At 59.4% G+C, this 17,459-nt stretch carries 11 protein-coding genes; all 11 read right to left on the reverse strand.

The genetic code is table 11. From position 1 onward, the window contains the following. Positions 1-52: 52 nt before the first annotated feature. Entirely contained in the window at positions 53-1,066 is a 1,014-nt protein-coding gene (locus ACN28Q_RS18750; RefSeq protein ID WP_095849092.1) for a Zn-dependent oxidoreductase, read from the reverse strand. 14 nt (positions 1,067-1,080) lie between these two features. Then, entirely contained in the window at positions 1,081-2,295 is a 1,215-nt protein-coding gene (gene rspA / locus ACN28Q_RS18755) for a starvation-sensing protein RspA (RefSeq protein WP_095847732.1), read from the reverse strand. A 234-nt stretch (positions 2,296-2,529) separates the two neighbouring features. Continuing rightward, the gene (gene yegS, locus ACN28Q_RS18760; RefSeq protein ID WP_095847733.1) at positions 2,530-3,429 is read right to left on the reverse strand and encodes a lipid kinase YegS; all 900 of its coding nucleotides are present in this window, start codon (positions 3,427-3,429) and stop codon (positions 2,530-2,532) included. Positions 3,430-3,898: 469 nt separating this feature from the next. Beyond that, entirely contained in the window at positions 3,899-5,251 is a 1,353-nt protein-coding gene (trhP, locus tag ACN28Q_RS18765; protein ID WP_095847734.1) for a prephenate-dependent tRNA uridine(34) hydroxylase TrhP, read from the reverse strand. Positions 5,252-5,420: 169 nt separating this feature from the next. Further along, a complete protein-coding gene (locus ACN28Q_RS18770; RefSeq protein ID WP_095847735.1) occupies positions 5,421-5,759 on the reverse strand; it encodes a YegP family protein in 339 nt (112 codons plus the stop codon). Positions 5,760-6,488: 729 nt separating this feature from the next. Next, on the reverse strand, positions 6,489-7,202 hold the full coding sequence (gene baeR, locus ACN28Q_RS18775; RefSeq protein WP_095847736.1) for an envelope stress response regulator BaeR: 714 nt from the start codon (positions 7,200-7,202) through the stop codon (positions 6,489-6,491). After that, a complete protein-coding gene (baeS, locus tag ACN28Q_RS18780) occupies positions 7,202-8,584 on the reverse strand; it encodes an envelope stress sensor histidine kinase BaeS (protein ID WP_095847737.1) in 1,383 nt (460 codons plus the stop codon). The genes baeR and baeS overlap by 1 nt, the downstream gene beginning before the upstream one ends. A gap of 8 nt (positions 8,585-8,592) precedes the next feature. Then, the gene (gene mdtD / locus ACN28Q_RS18785; RefSeq protein WP_095847738.1) at positions 8,593-10,005 is read right to left on the reverse strand and encodes a multidrug transporter subunit MdtD; all 1,413 of its coding nucleotides are present in this window, start codon (positions 10,003-10,005) and stop codon (positions 8,593-8,595) included. An 18-nt stretch (positions 10,006-10,023) separates the two neighbouring features. After that, positions 10,024-13,104 (reverse strand): multidrug efflux RND transporter permease subunit MdtC, encoded by a 3,081-nt coding sequence (gene mdtC, locus ACN28Q_RS18790; RefSeq protein ID WP_095847739.1) that lies wholly within the window; start codon positions 13,102-13,104, stop codon positions 10,024-10,026. Continuing rightward, positions 13,101-16,220: an MdtB/MuxB family multidrug efflux RND transporter permease subunit gene (locus ACN28Q_RS18795; RefSeq protein WP_095847740.1), complete on the reverse strand. Its 3,120-nt coding sequence runs from the start codon at positions 16,218-16,220 to the stop codon at positions 13,101-13,103. The genes mdtC and ACN28Q_RS18795 overlap by 4 nt, the downstream gene beginning before the upstream one ends. After that, complete coding sequence (locus ACN28Q_RS18800) at positions 16,220-17,458, reverse strand: MdtA/MuxA family multidrug efflux RND transporter periplasmic adaptor subunit (RefSeq protein WP_121572402.1); 1,239 nt, start codon at positions 17,456-17,458, stop codon at positions 16,220-16,222. The genes ACN28Q_RS18795 and ACN28Q_RS18800 overlap by 1 nt, the downstream gene beginning before the upstream one ends. Position 17,459 lies beyond the last annotated feature (1 nt).

Below are 17,459 nucleotides of genomic sequence, written 5' to 3' on the forward strand. Positions count from 1 at the left end.
TCTCTGCAATTTATAGTTGTAGATACAGCAAATGAGGTACAGCGTGCGGTGGTTAGAATTCCAATAAAACCTTACAGCATTGCCGTTGGTCTTTTTCGAAAATCTCCATCGCTTCAAGTACCTGCGTATAATTAAACTGATGAGTAATCAGTTTTTCAGGATGGATCTTGTGCTCCGTCATCCAACCGATGACCTGCGGAAAACGGTTGCTGTTTAAACGTGAGCTGTGGATCGCGATTTCCTTGCTGGTGATTGCCTGTTGGCTCAACACGCAGGGATCGGAAGAGAAGCCCATGATGCCGATGCGTGCCGCCGGTGAAGCCAAGGCGATGGCTTCCGGCAAGATGGCCGGGTGGCAGGCGGCGTCGACGATCAACGTAGGGTGAAGCCCCTGGTTGTGCAGTTCCGTGGCCAGATCGAGATGGGTATTATTGAACACCCGATCGGCGCCGTTTTCCTGCGCCATCGCCAGACGTTCCGGGATACGATCGACCACGATCACCTGTTTGACGCCGTAAACCCCTTTCAGCGCTTGTACCACCGTCAAGCCCATCGGGCCTGCGCCGTAGATCAGGGCGACGTCCTGAGGCGTGGGCTGCAAATGCGCGGTGATGTTGGCCGCAATGGTAAACGGCTCGACCATCGCGGCGTGGCGATCGCTGATGCTGTCCGGGATGTGGTGGGCGTTGCGCGCCGGTGCGCAGGCGTAATGGCTGAACCCGCCGTCGCGGTGCACGCCGATCACCTGCAGTTGGGTGCAGACGTTGGGGCGGCCAACGGAGCAAGGGTAGCAGTGGCCGCAGTTAACCACGGGATCGACCGATACGCGCTCGCCGATGCGTTTGGGATCGACATCGCTGCCTACCGCATCAATCACGCCGAAGAATTCATGGCCAATCACCCGCGGGTATTTAGCGAACGGGTTGTGGCCGTGGTAGATATGCACATCCGAACCGCAGATGCCGGCGAATTTTATCTTCACCCGCACTTCGTTGGCGGTGGGCTGCGGCAGTGGGCGCTGCTGTATCGTCAGCAGGCCCGGTTGTTCGATAACGACGCTTTGCATGTTGGTGTCTCCCATTACCAGTTCCATAAGGTGCCGTCTTCCAGGCGAGCGACGGGCAGGTAGGCCGGCTCGTACGGATATTTCGCCGCCAGCTTCTCGTCAAACTCGATGCCCAGGCCCGGTTTGTCGCCGGGGTGCATATAGCCGTCATCAAAGGTCCAGTTGTGCGGGAACACTTCCAGCATCTGTTCGGAGTAGCCCATGTATTCCTGCACGCCAAAGTTCGGCACCCACAAATCGAAGTGCAGGGCGGCGGCCATACAGACCGGCGACAGATCCGACGGGCCGTGCGAACCGGTGCGCACCTGATACAGAGAGGCGAAGTCGGCGATGCGGCGCATGCCGGTAATGCCGCCGGCGTGGGTAAGGGTGGTGCGGATGTAATCAATCAGCTGTTCTTCAATCAGCTGTTTGCAGTCCCAGATGCTATTGAAGACTTCTCCGACGGCGATCGGGGTGACGGTGTGCTGGCGGATCAAGCGGAAACAAGCCTGGTTTTCCGCCGGCGTTGGGTCTTCCATCCAGAACAGACGGTATTGCTCAATGCTCTTGCCGAAACGCGCTGCTTCAATCGGGGTCAGGCGGTGGTGCATGTCGTGCAGCAGGTGTTCGTTAAAGCCAAATTTTTCCCGCACGGCGTCAAACAGTTTAGGGGTGAAATCCAGGTATTTTTCCGTTGACCACAGCTGCTCTTCCGGCCAGTTGCCCTTGGTGGCCGGCTCATAGGCCAGGCCTTTACCTTTGGCCATTCCGTAGGTGGTTTTCATTCCGGGCACGCCGCACTGCACGCGGATCGCCTTAAAGCCGATTTCCTGATGGCGCGCATAATCTTCCAGCACTTCGCTAATGGAATGGCCGGTGGTATGGCAATACACCATAACGCCGGTGCGCGAAGCGCCGCCCAACAGTTGATACAGCGGCATGTTGGCCGCCTTGGCTTTGATATCCCACAGTGCCATATCGATGGCGGAAATGGCGGACATGGTCACCGGCCCGCGGCGCCAGTAGGCCCCTTTGTAGAAGAATTGCCAGATATCTTCGATCTGGTGTGCATCGCGGCCGATGAGCTGCGGGCAAAGGTGATCTTTCAGGTAAGAAGCCACCGGCAGTTCGCGGCCATTGAGCGTGGCATCGCCCAGGCCGGTAATACCGCTATCAGTGGTAATTTTCAGCGTGACGAAGTTTCTTCCTGGGCAGGTAACAAACACTTCGGCCTTAACAATTTTCATAGCATCTACATCCTGACTGACTGATAAGAAGTTGATGGCTAAAAAATACGCTCTGAATTAACTACCATACAAGTATGAGTTGAAGTTTTTGCAGGAGTGGATCACATAAAATCGGCCGCATTTGCAGCCCGGTCTTAATGGCGATGTGGATGTAACTGTAGCGGCGGCCGGTCGGCCGCCGTGAAAGAACAGGGCTTGCGGCAACAGGCCACCGACGGGTGACCTATCGCTTGCTTAGCCCAGCAGTTGACAGTTTGGCGGCAACCGGCATTCGATCACACCGGGCAGCACTTCAATGCGGAAATGGGTGCCTTTTAGCGGCTCGCCGTCGAGGTTGAACGTCATATCATGCGGGGCGTCGATTTCCACCCAGGGCAGGGCGGCGCTGACCACATTCTTGTTCTCTTCGCCGTTGAACAGGCTGGCGATCAGCGCCGGCAGTAGCTCATCGGCAATCAGCAGGCGCAGTTGCAGCAAGCCATCGTTGATCAGGGCATCCGGGCACAGCTGCTGGCCACCGCCGGCCTGTTTGCCGTTGCCGATGCCGATCACTAACGCATCGCCAGCCCAGCGGAAATCCGGGCCGCGGATTTCGCAGTTGTCGGCCTTGAGCGTATCCATCCGCAGCAGCCCATGAATAAAGTAGGAAACGCCGCCCAGCGCGGCCTTGAGTTTTTCTGGGGTTTCCGTGGTGATGCGGGTGCCGAAGCCGCCGGTCGCCATATTGATGAAATAACGCTGGTCGTTCACTTTGGCCAGATCGATAGGCACGGCACGGCCCTTGATCGCCAGGCTTAGCGCCTGTTCGGCAACCAGCGGGATATTGCAAGCCATGGCAAAATCGTTGGCGGTGCCTAGCGGCAGAATGCCCAGCACCGGGCAGTTTTTTGCCGGCAGCTGTGCCAGGGCGGCGGCCACTTCGTTAATCGTGCCGTCGCCGCCGCCGGCGATAACCGTGCCGGCCTGCATTGCGCTGGCTTCATTCACGTAGCGCGTGGCATCGCCGTACTCCCAGGTTACGCGAACGTGCAGGATCTCGCCTTCATTGCGCAGCTTCTTCACAGCGGCACGCACCAAGTCATCGCCGGCACCTTTACCGTTAATGATAAGCAGCGTTGGTGTGTGTTGCTCCATGTGTCTTCTCCTGACTGATAGAGTTTCAATAACGATAAACTACAAGCTGGTTATAAACCATAGGAATATTCAGTGAGTATCCGTGCGGTAGTGTGGCAGGCGGATTATTTCTTATGGCTAACGCTAACCTAAACATATTAGAACTGGTAATTAATTTGTCTGCGGCGGTATCACTAACCATAAAATAACTGCCGGTTTTGTCGCTCAAATTATTTTAGGTATAGGTATAGAGTATAAATAAAATTAATACATAAACATGGGGTTATTATTAGGGAGTGAAAACGGCAGGGGAAAAAGAAAAGCCAACCCAAGGGAGATTGGGTTGGCCAAGGAGGTGGTTCCTAGTATTGCTATGCAAATATTTTCGTTCTTGGTTTTCGCGAAGAGATATTAACCAAGCCGATGAGCAATAGATGTGATCTAATCCTAATATTTGCTAAAAGCCCCCTCATTAAGTGAGTTTTTGCCGTTATGCCGCGCTATTTTTGCCGTCGGACAAATTACGAATCAACAAGGCATAATTTAGATCAATATCTTGAGGCAGCGGCAAATAAACGATGTGCCCATTGCCTGGCGCCACATCAATTTGCTCGCCTTTTTTATTCTGCATACTTTCCAGCGTAAACACCACGTTGCCGCCCGGCGACATCAGCTCCACGCTGTCACCCACGGAAAATTTGTTTTTCACATCTACTTCGGCCAGGCCATCACGGCGCACCCCGGTAAATTCCCCGACGAACTGCTGGCGCTCGGAGATCGACGAGCCATATTCATAGTTCTGGTGCGATTCGTGGGTGTGGCGGCGCAAAAAGCCTTCGGTATAGCCACGGTGCGCCAGGCCTTCCAGCGTGGTCAGCAGGCTGGGATCAAAGGGTTTGCCGGCGGCGGCATCGTCAATGGCGCGGCGATAAACCTGGGCGGTACGGGCGCAGTAGTAGAAAGACTTGGTACGGCCTTCGATTTTCAACGAATGGACGCCAAGCTGGGTCAGGCGTTCCACGTGCTGAATGGCGCGCAGGTCTTTGGAGTTCATGATGTAGGTGCCATGCTCATCTTCAAAGGCGCTCATGTACTCACCCGGTTTCTGCACTTCAGAGAGCATAAACACTTTGTCGGTCGGCGCGCCGATGCCCAGCGTCGGTTCAACGCTTTGTACCGGGATCGGCTCATGCAGGTGCACGATGTTGCCCACGTCGTCTTCTTTGCCTTCTTCGGTCTTGTATTGCCAGCGGCAGGCGTTGGTACAGGTGCCTTGGTTGGGATCGCGTTTGTTGATGTAGCCGGAAAGCAGGCAGCGGCCGGAATAGGCCATGCACAAGGCGCCGTGCACAAAGATTTCCAGCTCCATTTCCGGCACCTGGCTCCGAATTTCCGCAATTTCTTCCAGCGACAGTTCGCGTGAAAGGATCACGCGCGTCAGGCCCATCTGCTGCCAAAATTTGACCGTCGCCCAGTTGACCGCGTTGGCCTGCACCGACAGGTGAACCGCCATTTGCGGGAAGGCTTCGCGCACCATCATGATCAGCCCCGGATCGGACATGATCAGCGCATCCGGGCCCATATCGATCACCGGTTTCAGATCGCGCAGGAAGGTTTTCAGCTTGGCATTGTGCGGGGCGATGTTAACCACCACGTAGAATTTTTTACCCAGCGCGTGCGCTTCGTTGATGCCCTGCGCCAGGTTCTCGTGGTTGAATTCGTTGTTGCGCACCCGCAGGCTATAGCGTGGTTGGCCGGCGTATACCGCATCGGCGCCGTAGGCGAAGGCGTAACGCATATTTTTCAGCGTGCCGGCCGGGGAAAGAAGTTCTGGTGTAAACATGGTGATTCTCGGTCTGATTTCAGGTCAGTGCCGCGCCAACTAATGGCGCAACGAAAGCGGGGAATTGTAACGGTAGCGCGGCAAGAAATCAGCCAGTAACCGGAATTATTTCGTGGGAATCTTTTTTTGCCGCGGGAAACGCGCGATGCAAGCACCGCGCGGGCAGCCGTTATGCGCTTAAGTCGCGCACATCGCTCGTTGGGCCGTTTTTGATGACGGACTGGATGCCATTTTTCGCCGCAGTTTGCGAACTGTATAGCTCGCTGGTGCCAATCACTTGGTGGTTTTTGGCTTTCAGCACGAAGTACGGTTTGCCGCTGGTACTGGTTTTCAGCTCATACAGTTCTTCAAACGGAGCATTGTTTTGCACGGATGAAATGCCGTTTTCCGCTGAAGCCTTGCTGGCATACATTTCGCTAGCAAGAATAATCTCGCCGTTGCTGGCTTTCAGTCTGAAATGAAATTGCCCGTTCGCTGATTTTTTCAACTCATAGTGGCCGTTTGCCATAATCCCTCTCCTTTTATGGGTTGTTGTTGATGATTTAAGTGTAGCCAAAGCGCGATCGGGCAATGAGATACCGGCGTGAGTTGTGTGTTCCAGCGCAAAAAAATGCGCGTTTTTTATGCATGTTCGGTGAAGAAATTGCGTTTAGGTCTGGGGGGATTTCAGGTTCGGGAATGCGGTGGCTATCATTGGCGTGGGGGCAGGGTTTAATGCCGCAATTCTCTATCAGCCAGAGCAACCGTTATCTGTAATCATTGTTGTAATGGGAATTGCCTTGCTCGGGCGCGGGCTACGGTGCCGCAAAAAGCCACGATATTATAGCGACCGAAACCCTCCTTGACCTCAACAAAGAATGTCGGTGAAACAGTATTTGTAACCCACCGTGTAAGTGGAATTGCCTTAATCACCCCGAGTTTCTTTGCGGCAATCGCGCACGGCAATTGTCAGGGCCGAAGGCCCGGCCTCGACCTGCGCTTAACATAGTCTGCCCGCTGCGCGGGTACCCTTGCGGCGTCCCCGTCGCCGGACGGGTCGGCCGTCCGTGGCCGATTGCCCCTGGCAACGGTGCCTTGCTCGGCAGCCCAAGATGCGCGCGGAAGGTCAAAACACAAATCTATCGCCACCGGGTAACCTAACCCCTGGTTTTGACACAATAAAAGGCGATGCATTTGGTGAGTGGAGCACCGGTGTTAAAGCCATTGATGGCGCCTACCAGCAAAAACGTAACGAACGCTAGGCTCCGTTGAGCAACCGGCAGGCTTCTGCTTCCCAGCGGTAGCCCACGCCGTAAACGGAACGAATAAACGCTTTCTCGCCGTCGATCAGTTCCAGCTTGCGGCGCAGGTTTTTGATATGGCTGTCGATCGTGCGGTCAGTCACCACGCGGTAATCGTCATACAGGTTATTGAGCAACTGCTCGCGGGAGAACACGTTGCCGGGCTGGCTGGCCAGCGTTTTCAGCAGGCGGAATTCCGCCGGGGTTAGATCCAGCAGGTGCCCCTGATAACTGGCCTGAAAGCGCGGTTCGTCAATATAGAGCTGGGCGGTGTCCTGCACGTCCACTGGGCGTTGGCAGCGGCGCAGGATGGTTTTCACCCGTGCCACCACTTCCCGCGGGCTGTAGGGTTTGCAAATATAATCGTCCGCGCCGATCTCCAGCCCCAGCAGGCGATCGATCTCTTCAATCTTTGCCGTGACCATGATGATCGGCACATCGCTAAAGCGGCGCAGCTCGCGGCAAATGCTCAGGCCGTCGGTGCCGGGCAACATCAGATCCAGCAGGATCAACGACGGCTGCTGGCGTTGCACGGCAGGCACCACCTCGCTGCCGTTGGTCAGCCACTGGGTGGCGTAGTTTGCCGCTTGCAGGTAATCCACCAGCAACTGGCCCAGTTTGGGCTCATCTTCCACGATCATGATCTGTAACGGCTGAATTTGGTTTTCCATTATGCTGCCTTGTTGTTCATGCCCGAAGGTAACTCTACCGTAATGCGTACGCCGCCCAAAGGCGAGTGCTGCGCATGGATTCTACCACCGTGCGCTTCAACAATGTTCTGGCAAATCGCCAGCCCCAGGCCAGAGCCGCCGCTGGCGCGGTTGCGCGAGCCTTCGGCACGGTAAAAACGCTCGAAAATACGCGCCAGCAGTTCATCGCTGATGCCCGGCGTGCTGTCCTGCAGGTAAATAACGATTTGCCCCGGCGTTTGCTCAAGGCCGATCTCCAGTTTACCGCCGGCATCGGTATAGCGCAGGCTGTTCTCCAGCAGGTTATTAAACAGTTGATTAAGGCGATCCGGATCGCCGAACAGCGGCGCCTGTTCCGGCAGGCGGGTGGCGATGCTCAGCCCTTTGGCGTGGAAACGTTCGCGGAACGCGGCGACCGCCACCTGCAACAGGTGCACGCAATCGACCTGTGATTTGCGATAGGCCAGAGCGCCGACGTCGGACAGCGATAACTGGTGCAAATCGTCAACCAGTTTGGTCAGGGTGGAAACCTCCGCCTGTAGCGAGGCGAGCGAGGCCGGCGTGGCCTGGCGCACGCCGTCCTGCAATGCTTCCAGCTCACCGCGCAGCACCGCCAGCGGGGTGCGCAGCTCATGGGAAACATCGGCCATAAAGGCTCGCCGCATCTGCTCGTTTTTTTCCAGCGAAGTGGCCAACTGGTTAAAATCCTGCGCCAGCCGCCCCAGCTCGTCCTGGCTGCTGACCGCCACGCGGGTGGAAAAATTCCCGGCGGCTAACTGATGTGTGCCGGCCACCAGGCGCTTGACCGGGGCCAGCAGGCCGCGTGACATCAGCCAGGTGACGGCGGCAGCCAGCAGGGTGGAAAGCGCGACGATCAGCCAACTGGTGGTTCGCTGCTGACGATCAAAATTGATGTCGGCGTTGCGCGTCAGCCGCTCCGGTGGCATGGCGATCACCCAACCGACGACTGCCCCCTGGTAGTGGATCGGGTAGCGGTTGCCTTCCGGCGCAACAGGGCCGGCATGGCCGACCAGCCGTTTGAAGTTGCTATCGACAACCCAGAACTGGGAGCGCCAGCCCTTGGGCGGCATGTTATGGCGGTTGTCGCCGTTTTGATCAAACGAACGCATGATCTGGAAAACCGCCTGGTCGTTATTGCGCAGGAAGGTCCAGTTGCCGTGTTGGTTGTATTGATCTTCCAGCGCATCGCTCAGCATTTGGATGCGTTGTTCGTTGGTGTGCTTGATATAGTCAATAAAGCCGCGTTCGAAACTGATGCGCACGCCCCAGTGCATGGTGATCAAGACCAGCATGCAGGTGGCGAAGATCGCCATAAACAGTTTACCGGTAATGCCTATTCTCATTGCAGCCTCTATGAACCTTTACGGGTCTTGGTCAGTAAACGGTTTGGCGCGCTGTCGGCCGGCACGTGCAGCAGGGCCAGCACCGGCAGTGCGATGATCAGCGCCATGCAGCCGTAGGTATAGATAAACGTGCTGTGCAGGGCGGAACCATCAGTTGCCAGCGAGTGTTGGGCAAAGCTGCCGATCAGAATACCGGCGGTACTGACGCCCAGGCTCATCGACAGTTGCATCACCATCGACAGCAGGCTATTGCCGCTGCTGGCCAAGCGGTCGGGCAGATCTTTCAGCGTGAGCGTATTCAGCGCCGAGAAGCGCAGGGCATTGACCATGCCCTGGAAAAACAGCACCAGCGGCAGCAGATACAGCCAGCCGAGCAGCGCCACCAGCGGCAGGCTCAGGCTGATCAGCGCCAGCAGCAGCGTGGTCGCCACCAGCACATGGCGATAGCCAAAACGGTTGACCACCCGCACCACTATGCGTTTCATGCCCATATTGCCAAGAATCATCGGGATCATCATCAACCCGGCGTGAAACGGCGAAAACCCCACGCCCACCTGCAGGAACAACGGGGTCATAAACGGCAGCATGCCGCTGCCGATGCGCGCCAGCAGGCTGCAAATCAGGCCGACGCGGTAGCTGTCGGTGCGGAACAGCCGCAGGGAAAACAATGCCCGGCTGTTGCCGTGCGCATGCCACCAGTAACCGCCCAGCGCGCAGCAACCCAGCACCACCAGCGCGGCGATGGCCAACGGGGCTAGCCCGATGCCTTTGTGACCGTCGAGCGCCAGCGTCATTGCCGCCATGCCGGTCGCCAGCATCAGGAAGCCTGCGATATCGAAACGCCGTGCCTGCATGGTGTAGTTCGGCATCAGCAACAGGGTGGCGAGCGCACCGGCGATGCCCACGGGGATATTGATCAGGAAGATCCAGTGCCAACTGGCGTATTGCACCAGAAAACCGCCCAGCGCCGGGCCGACCAGCGGGCCGATCTGCCCCGGCAGGGTGACGAAGGTCATGGCCGCCATATATTCACTGCGCGGCACGATTTTCATCACTGTCAGCCTGCCGACCGGCACCATCATCGCGCCGCCTACCCCTTGAACGATGCGCGAAGCCACCAGTTCGCTCAGCGTGAGCGAGCGGGCGCACAGAATCGAACCCAGCGTGAACAGCACAATGGCGCTGAAAAACACCTTTTTCACGCCGACACGGTCGGCCAGCCAACCGCTGGCGGGCAGCATCACGGCTACTGTCAACACGTAGGAAACGATCACCGACTGCATATGCAGCGGGCTTTCCCCCAGGCTGGCGGCCATGGACGGCAGGGCAGTATTGACAATGGTGGTATCCAGCGTCTGCATAAAGAAGCCAAAAGCCACAATCCAAAGCTGCCACTGCACTGAGAGGGGGTGTTGATTCACATTCAGCCTATTCTTCGGTTATTTGCTCAGCGGAGCGAGTTTCTTACCATGACGAAATGCCATCTGCAAACGGTCAAAATACAAATACACGACCGGCGTGGTATACAGCGTCAACAATTGGCTCATCACCAGCCCGCCGGCGATGGTGATGCCGAGCGGCTGGCGCAGCTCGGCGCCGTCACCGCTGGCCAGCGCCAACGGCAGCGCGCCGAACAGTGCGGCCAGCGTGGTCATGATAATCGGCCGGAAACGCAGCAAACTGGCCTGGAAAATCGCCTCACGGGCGGCCAGACCACCATTACGCTGCGCATCAAGGGCAAAATCCACCATCATGATGGCGTTCTTTTTCACAATGCCGATCAGCAACATAATGCCGATCAGCGCAATCATGCTGAACGGCGCGTTGAACCACATCAGCGCCAGCAGTGCGCCCATCCCGGCCGAAGGCAGGGTCGAAAGAATGGTCAGCGGGTGAATATAGCTTTCATACAGCATGCCGAGCACGATATACACCGTGGCGATCGCCGCCGCAATCAAAAACACCTGCGATTGCAGCGTTTCCTGGAACACCTGCGCGGTGCCGGCAAAGGTGCCGCGCACGGTGGCCGGCACGCCGAGGGCGGTCATGGCGCGCTCCACGGCGGCGGTGGCGTCCGACAGGTTGCCGCCTTCCGGCAGGTTGAATGAAATGGTCGATGCCGCCGACAGCCCCTGGTGGTTGACCGACAGCGGCGCGTTGGCCGGCCGCCACTGGGCGAAGTAGGAGAGCGGGATGGCTTTGCCTTCGTTGTTGATCACGAACATCTTATCCAGCGCGCTGATGTCCTGGGTGTAAGGCGGTGCCACTTCCATCACCACTTTGTACTGGTTGAGCGGCTGGTAAATGGTCGACACCTGGCGCTGGCCGAAGGCGTTGTTCAGCAGATTATTGGCGTCGGTGACTGAGATCCCCAACCGCGCCATGGTCTCGCGATCGTAAATTAAATCCATCTCTGAACCTTTATCCTGCTGATCGGAGTTCACATCCGCCAGTTCGGGCAGCGCGGCCAGCGCGGCGCGCACCTTCGGCTCCCATTCACGCAGCGCGCTAAGATCGTCCGCCAGCAGCGTGTACTGGTAGCTGGCGTTGGCCTGCCGGCCGCCGACGCGGATATCCTGCACCGGCATCAGGAACAGGCTGGCGCCCGGCTCCTGCGCCAGCTTGGCGCGCAGCCGGGCGATCACGTGCTGCGCGCTGTCATGGCGCTCTGTCAGCGGCTTGAGCGAGATAAACATCGAGCCGCTGTTGGTGCGCGAACCGCCGGTAAAACCGGTCACGCTGTCCACCGCCGGATCTTCACGCACAATCTTCATAAAGGCTTCCAGCTTTCCGCGCATTGCTTGGAAGGAAATGCTCTGGTCCGCCTGGATAAACCCGTTCAGGCGGCCGGTATCCTGCTCTGGGAACAGGGTTTTCGGGATGCTGACGTACAGCCAGACGTTGAGCGCCAGCGTGGCGATAAACAGCGCCAGCACCCAGCTGGAGTGATCCAGCACCCAGTTGAGCGAACGGGCATAGCCTTGCTGCACGGCGTTCAGCGCCCGCCCGAAACCGCGTGCGCGCCGCTGCGCGCGCGGCGGCTGGCGGCGCAGCAGGTAGGCGCACATCATCGGCGTGAGAGTCAACGAGATCAGCAGTGAAATGCCGACCGACGCCGACAGGGTAACGGCAAACTCGCGGAACAGGCGCCCCGGCAGGCCGCCCATAAACAGCAGTGGGATAAACACCGCCACCAGCGACACGCTCATGGAAAGCACGGTAAAGCCCACTTCCCCCACGCCCTTCAGTGCGGCATGCATTGGCTTCATCCCGGCTTCGATATGGCGCGAGATGTTTTCCAGCACCACGATGGCGTCGTCCACTACAAAGCCGGTGGCGATGGTGAGCGCCATGAGCGACAGGTTATTCAGGCTGAAGCCGCACAAATACATGGCGGCAAAGGCCCCGATCAGCGATACCGGCACCGCAACCGCCGGGATCAGCGTTGCGCGCCCCGAGCGCAGGAAAATGAACACCACCAGGATCACCAGCCCAACGGCGATATACAGCGATCGCTCCACCTCCGCCAGCGAAGCGCGGATGGTGGTGGAGCGCTCCTGGGCGATATTCAACGTAATGGCCGCCGGGATATTGGCGCGCAGCGCCGGCAGTTCCGCGCGGATCCGATCCACGGTTTCGATGATGTTGGCTTCCGGCGCACGGCTGACCATTAACAAAATGGCGGGTTTGGCATCGGCCATCCCGGCGTTGCGCACGTCCTGTACGGCGTCCTTCACGTTGGCGACGTCGCTCAACCGCACGGCGCCGCCCTGTTGGTAACGGATAATCAGCGGTTGGTAGTCGGCGGCGGTTTTCAGCTCGTCGTTGGTCTGGAGCTGCCAGCGCCGATCCGGGCCTTGCACCGCGCCTTGCGGGCGGCGCACGTTGGCATTGCCGATCGCCTCGCGCACGGCGTCAAGGGATACGCCCTGGTTGAACAGGGCGCTAGGGTTCAGCTCCACGCGCACGGCCGGCAGTGAGCTGCCGCCGACCGAGACGTCGCCCACGCCTTCCATCTGGGCGATCTTCTGCGCCAGATGCGTTGAGGCGAAGTCGTAAAGCTGGCCCTGGCTATAGGTATCCGAGGTCAACGTCAGGATCATGATCGGCGCATCGGAAGGATTGACCTTGCGGTAGCTTGGCCGGTTGGGCATACCGGAGGGCAACAGGCTTTGCGCGGCGTTGATCGCCGCCTGCACGTCACGCGCCGCGCCGTTGATATCGCGATCGAGATCGAACTGTAAAATCACCCGCGTGCTGCCAAGCGAGCTCATAGATGTCATCTCATTAACGCCGGCGATACGGCCCAGCGCCCGTTCCAGCGGCATGGCCACCGATGACGCCATGGTCTCGGGCGAAGCGCCGGGCAGCGAGGCGCTGATCGAGATCACCGGGTAATCCACTTGCGGCAGCGGGGAAACTGGCAGCATCTTGAAGCCGACGATGCCGGCAATGGTGATTGCCAACGTTAGCAGGGTGGTGGCCACCGGCCGGTTGATGAACAGCGCGAAGAATCTCACGGCAGCTCCTGCGGATCCGGCTGGCGGTGCGTGTTGCGCGCCAGTTTGTCAAACAACAGGTAGATCACCGGCGTGGTGAATAACGTCAGCACCTGGCTCACGGCCAGCCCGCCGACCATACAGATGCCGAGCGGGCGGCGCAGCTCCGCGCCGACGCCCTGGCTGAGCATCAGCGGCAGTGCGCCCAGCAGCGCCGCCATGGTGGTCATTAAAATCGGCCGGAAACGCAGCAGGCAGGCCTGATAAATGGCGTCGTACGGCGACAGGCCCTGTTCGCGTTCGGCGGCCAGCGCAAAGTCGATCATCATGATGGCGTTTTTCTTGACGATGCCGATCAGCAAAATCAGCCCGATAATGGCAATGACGTCCAGCTCGCTGCCGGCCACCATCAGCGCCAGCAACGCGCCCACTCCGGCGGTCGGCAGGGTGGAAAGAATGGTCACCGGGTGAATAAAACTTTCATACAGCACGCCGAGCACGATGTACATCGCCACCACCGCCGCCAGAATCAGCCACAGCGTGCTGCCCAACGCGGCCTGGAACGCCAGCGACGCGCCCTGGAAGCGGGTGGTGATGTCGTCCGGCATCGCCAGGTTTTTCTCCGCCAGGGTCACCGCATCGATCGCTTCCCCCAGCGCGTAGCCGCTTGCCACGTTGAACGAGACGGTGGCCGATGGGAATTGATCCAGGTGGTTGATGGACAGCGGGCCGAAGCGCTCTTCCACTTTGGCGATGGTGTTGAGCGGCACGATGGTGCCGTTGCTGCTGGTCAGGCGGATTTCATCGAGCGCCGCCAGCCCCGGCGTGTGCTGCACATCGTGCTCGAGCACCACGCGGTATTGGTTGGCCTGGGTGTAGATGGTGGAAATCAAACGCTGGCCAAAAGCGTTATATAACGCGTTGTCTACATCGCTCATGGTTATGCCAAGGCGAGCTGCTTGATCGCGATCGACGTTAATAAACGCGACTGGCCCTTCGGCCTGCCAGTCGCTGGTGACGTCGGCCAATTGCGGCGCCTTGCGCAACTCATCCAGCAGTTGCGGCACCCACAGATCCAGCGCCTCCAGCGACATCGCCTGCAGCGTGAACTGGTACTGGGTGCGGCTGACCTGGGTATCGATGGTCAGATCCTGTGCGGGCTGCAGGAACAGCCGCACGCCGGGGAACTGTGCCGCCGCCTGCTGCAGGCGGGCGATAATCGCCGGTGAGCGCTCACTGCGTTCGCTCAGCGGCTTCAGGTTGATTTGCAGCCGGCCGCTGTTGAGCGTGGCGTTGCTGCCGTCAACGCCGACGAATGACGTCAGGCTTTCCACCGCCGGGTCTTGCAAAATCACCGCCGCCACTTGCTGCTGGCGCGCGGCCATATTGCTGAACGACACGCTTTGCGGCGCTTCCAGCGTGCCCTGGATGATGCCGTTGTCCTGCACCGGGAAGAAGCCTTTGGGGATCAGCAGGTAAAGCACCACCGTGAGCGCCAGGGTGCCGAACGCCACGCCGAGCGTCAGCCACGGGTGGTTCAACACCTTTTTCAGCCAGATGCCGTAGTGGGCGATCACTCGCTCAAAAAAGCGTTCGCTGGCGCGTGAAAAACGGTTCTGCTTGCGCAGCGATTCATAGCTAAGCATGCGTGCGCACATCATGGGCGTTAGCGTCAGCGACACCACGGCGGAGATCAAAATCGCCACTGCCAGCGTGACGGCGAATTCGCGGAACAACCGGCCGACGATGTCGCCCATAAACAGCAGCGGGATCAGCACCGCCACCAGCGAGATGGTCAGCGAAATAATGGTAAAGCCGATTTCACCGGCGCCCTTGAGCGCCGCGGTGAGCGGTTTTTCACCCTTTTCGATATAGCGTGAGATGTTTTCAATCACCACGATGGCGTCATCCACCACAAAGCCGGCGGCGATGGTCAGCGCCATCAGCGTCAGGTTGTTGATGGAGAAGCCCAGGAAATACATGGCGGCAAAGGTGCCGACCAGCGACAGCGGCACCGCCACGCTGGGGATGAGGGTGGCCGGCACGTTACGCAGGAACACATACATCACCATCACCACCAACGCGATGGCCAGCACCAGCTCGAACTGCACATCGCTGACGGAGGCGCGGATAGTGGTGGTGCGGTCGGTCAGGATCTGCATATCCACCGATTTGGGCAGGCTTTTCACCAGCGCCGGCAACATGGCGCGGATGCTGTCGGTGGTGGTGATGACGTTGGCGCCCGGCTGGCGCTGGATATTAATCACGATCGCCTGCTGCTTGTTGGCCCAGGCGGCAAGGTAGGTGTTCTCAGCCCCTTGTTCGATGGTGGCGACGTCCCGGAGGCGAACCGGCGCGCCATTCTGGTAGGCGACGATCAGCGCGCGGTAGTCTTCGGCCGATTTCATTTGATCGTTGGCCGCCAGCGTGACGGCGCGGGTGGGGCCGTCAAGGCTGCCTTTGGCGGCGTTGACGTTGGCGTTACTGATGGCGGCGCGCACTGTCTCGCTGTCCAGGCCATAGGCCGCCAGCGCCTGTGCATTGAGCTTCACGCGCACCGCCGGGCGTTGGCCGCCGGACAGCGTCACCAGCCCCACGCCGCCCACCTGCGAGATTTTCTGCGCCACGCGGGTTTCCACCATGTCTTCCACCTGGGTCATCGGCATGGCGCTGGTGGTGACCGCCAGCGTCATGATCGGCGGATCGGCCGGGTTGACCTTGCTGTACACCGGCGGGTAGGGCAGATCGGAAGGCAGCAGGTTGGTGGCGGAGTTGATCGCCGCCTGCACCTCCTGTTCAGCGACATCCAGTGGCAGCGACAGTTGGAATTGCAGGGTGACCACCGAAGCCCCGCCGGAGCTTTGCGACGCCATTTGCTTCAGGCCGGACATTTGGCCGAACTGGCGCTCCAGCGGCGCGGTAATGGCCGACGTAACCACATCGGGGCTGGCGCCGGGATAGAGCGTCACCACCTGAATGGTGGGGTAATCCACTTCCGGCAGCGCCGACACCGGCAGAGCGCGGTAGCCCATAATCCCGGCCAGCAGGATCGCCACCATCAGCAGCGTGGTGGCGACCGGGCGCAGGATAAACAGGCGGGAAGGGCCGCCGCTGGCGTTTGGAGGCTGCGGTTGCATCAGGATTTCCTCGCGGCGGGTTGCCGGCGCGTTGCCTCTGCTGCGGGTTTCTCCTGCGGCGCCAGCACTTCAACCTGAAGACCTTCGCTCAGGCGATCAATGCCGTCGGTCACCACGCGATCGCCCGCGCTCAGCCCGGCGCTGATCACCACCTGCTGGTTGCTTTGCATGCCGGCGGTGACGCTGCGCCTGCTGACCTTGTTTTCATCGTTCAGTATCCAGACAAAGCGCCCGTCGTTAGCCATTTGCAGTGCGGCGACCGGAATAACCACCGCGTCGTGCAGGGTGTCGGCCTTCAGACGGGCGTTGACGAACTGGTTGGGGAACAGCACATCGTCATCGTTGGCGAAGCGGGCTTTCATTTTGATGGTGCCGGTGGTGGTATCGATCTGGTTATCCAGGCTAAGCAATGTGCCGGTCGCCAGCTTTTGCTGGTTGGTGCGATCCCAGGCTTCCACGCTCACCGGCCCGCTTTTTTGCGCCTGGCTCAGTTCGCCAATGTTGCTCTCCGGCAGAGTGAACACCACATCGATCGGGTGGGTTTGGGTGATCACCACGATGCCGGTGGTGGCGCCGCTGGTGATGTAGTTGCCGACGTCAACCTGTTTGAGGCCGACGCGGCCGTCAATCGGGGCGGTAATGCGGCTGTAGGTCAGTTGTAGCCTGGCGCTGTCCACCGCGCCCTGATCGGCCTTGATGGTGCCTTCGCTCTGGCGCACCAGCGAAAGCTGGGCATCCAGTTCCTGGCGGGAGACCAGATTGGTCTTGGCCAGTTGCTGGTAACGCGCCAGATCCTGTTTGGCATTGGCCAGGGTGGCCTGATCTTTCGCCAACTGGCCCTGCGCCTGGGTCAGTTGCACTTCAAACGGCCGCGGATCGATTTCCGCCAGCAGATCGCCGGCCTTGACCTGCTGCCCTTCGGTGAAGTGGAGCGCCATCAACTGGCCGTCAACGCGGCTGGTGACGGTCACCGTGTTGGCGGCGGTGGCGGTGCCCAGCCCGGAAAGATAGCGCGGCACGGTCTGCAGGATCGCGCTGGCGGCCTGTACCGGCGCCATAGGCGCACCGCGGTGCCGGCCGGTTGAGCCCGCATTGCCGGCCGCATGGCGTGTGCCGCTGGCGCCAGCGGTGGGCTGCGGCGCGCTGAAGTGGCGCCACAGCAGAACGGCGGCAATCGCCACGATCGCCACGGCCAGCAGGCGCAATATCAGTGAATGACGTTTGGGGGTTGCATTCATG

Origin of the sequence: Gibbsiella quercinecans (assembly GCF_002291425.1) — a bacterium.
Classification (GTDB): Bacteria; Pseudomonadota; Gammaproteobacteria; order Enterobacterales; family Enterobacteriaceae; genus Gibbsiella; species Gibbsiella quercinecans.

Coding starts and splice junctions, on each gene's coding strand:
- yegS (WP_095847733.1), bottom strand. CDS start 3,429: ATGGAGCAACACACACCAACGCTGCTTATCATTAACGGTAAAGGTGCC.
- baeS (WP_095847737.1), bottom strand. CDS start 8,584: ATGAGAATAGGCATTACCGGTAAACTGTTTATGGCGATCTTCGCCACC.
- ACN28Q_RS18770 (WP_095847735.1), bottom strand. CDS start 5,759: ATGGCAAACGGCCACTATGAGTTGAAAAAATCAGCGAACGGGCAATTT.
- ACN28Q_RS18750 (WP_095849092.1), bottom strand. CDS start 1,066: ATGCAAAGCGTCGTTATCGAACAACCGGGCCTGCTGACGATACAGCAG.
- trhP (WP_095847734.1), bottom strand. CDS start 5,251: ATGTTTACACCAGAACTTCTTTCCCCGGCCGGCACGCTGAAAAATATG.
- ACN28Q_RS18795 (WP_095847740.1), bottom strand. CDS start 16,220: ATGCAACCGCAGCCTCCAAACGCCAGCGGCGGCCCTTCCCGCCTGTTT.
- ACN28Q_RS18800 (WP_121572402.1), bottom strand. CDS start 17,458: ATGAATGCAACCCCCAAACGTCATTCACTGATATTGCGCCTGCTGGCC.
- rspA (WP_095847732.1), bottom strand. CDS start 2,295: ATGAAAATTGTTAAGGCCGAAGTGTTTGTTACCTGCCCAGGAAGAAAC.
- baeR (WP_095847736.1), bottom strand. CDS start 7,202: ATGGAAAACCAAATTCAGCCGTTACAGATCATGATCGTGGAAGATGAG.